1 protein-coding gene is annotated in these 974 nt (G+C 67.0%); it reads right to left on the bottom strand.

What is annotated here, in order from left to right:
- Positions 1-974, bottom strand: a 974-nt coding sequence (tnpC, locus tag ACP4IX_RS36255; RefSeq protein ID WP_426558912.1) for an IS66 family transposase, incomplete at both ends; no start/stop codon positions are given.

Genomic DNA, 974 nt, shown 5'->3' with positions numbered 1-974 from the left:
CGACCTTCTGCACCGCCCCGACCGCGATCGGCGAGATCGTGGCCGGTTTCCCGTTGCGCGCCTTCGAAGCGACGTCGGCAAGCTCGAACAGCTTGCGCCGGGCATGCGCCCAGCAGCCGGCTTCCGTGATCGGTCCGCCCTTGCGATCCGATGCGTAGAGCGCATTGAACCCGCTATAGGCATCGGCCTGAAGGATGCCGGCGTAGCCGGCGAGATGCTGCTCGGGATGGATGCCGGCGCGATCTGCCGAGTAGAAGTACACGGCAGCGGGTGGCACCTTGCCGCCGAACGGACGGTCGTCGCGAACGTAGGTCCAGATCCGACCCGTCCGGGTCTTTCCCTTCGCCAGCACCGGCACGGTGGTGTCGTCGCCGTGGACGCGCTCGGCGGCGAACACGTGCGCCTTGATCAGCTCGTAGAGCGGCCGCAGCGTGGCCGCACAGGCGCCGACATGATCGGCCATGGTCGAGACTGACAACTCGATTCCCTCACGCGCATACTGCTCGCTCTGCCGGTTGAGCGGTTGATGATTGGCATACTTCTCGACCAGCATCATGGCCAACAGGCTCGGGCCGGCAAAGCCGCGGGCAATCGCATGGAACGGCGCCGGCGGTTGACCGATCTTCTCGCACGAGCGGCAGCTGAACTTCTCCCGCACATGCTCGGTCACGAACCATTGCCGCGGAATGACGTCGAGAGTCTCGGTGACATCCTCGCCGATCTTCGACAGCTTCGTGCCGCCGCAGCAGGGACACGTCGTCGGCGCCGCATGAACGATGCGCCGGCGCGGCAAATCGGCGGGAAAGTTGCGGCGCACAGCCTTCTGCCGCGTGAAGCCCCGCACCGGGACGGCGGCGGTCTCCGCCCTGGCTTGATCCTCGCCCTGCGCTGCCGCCAGCTCCTCGAGCTGCAGCTCCATCTGGTCGAGCAGCCGCTGGCTGCGCTCCGAGCGCGGACCGAACTTGTCGCGCTTC

Origin of the sequence: Streptomyces sp. WG5, assembly GCF_049974565.1 — a bacterium.
In the GTDB taxonomy this organism is placed as follows: Bacteria; Actinomycetota; Actinomycetes; order Streptomycetales; family Streptomycetaceae; genus Streptomyces.
This window is presented reverse-complemented; position numbering and strand designations above follow the sequence as displayed.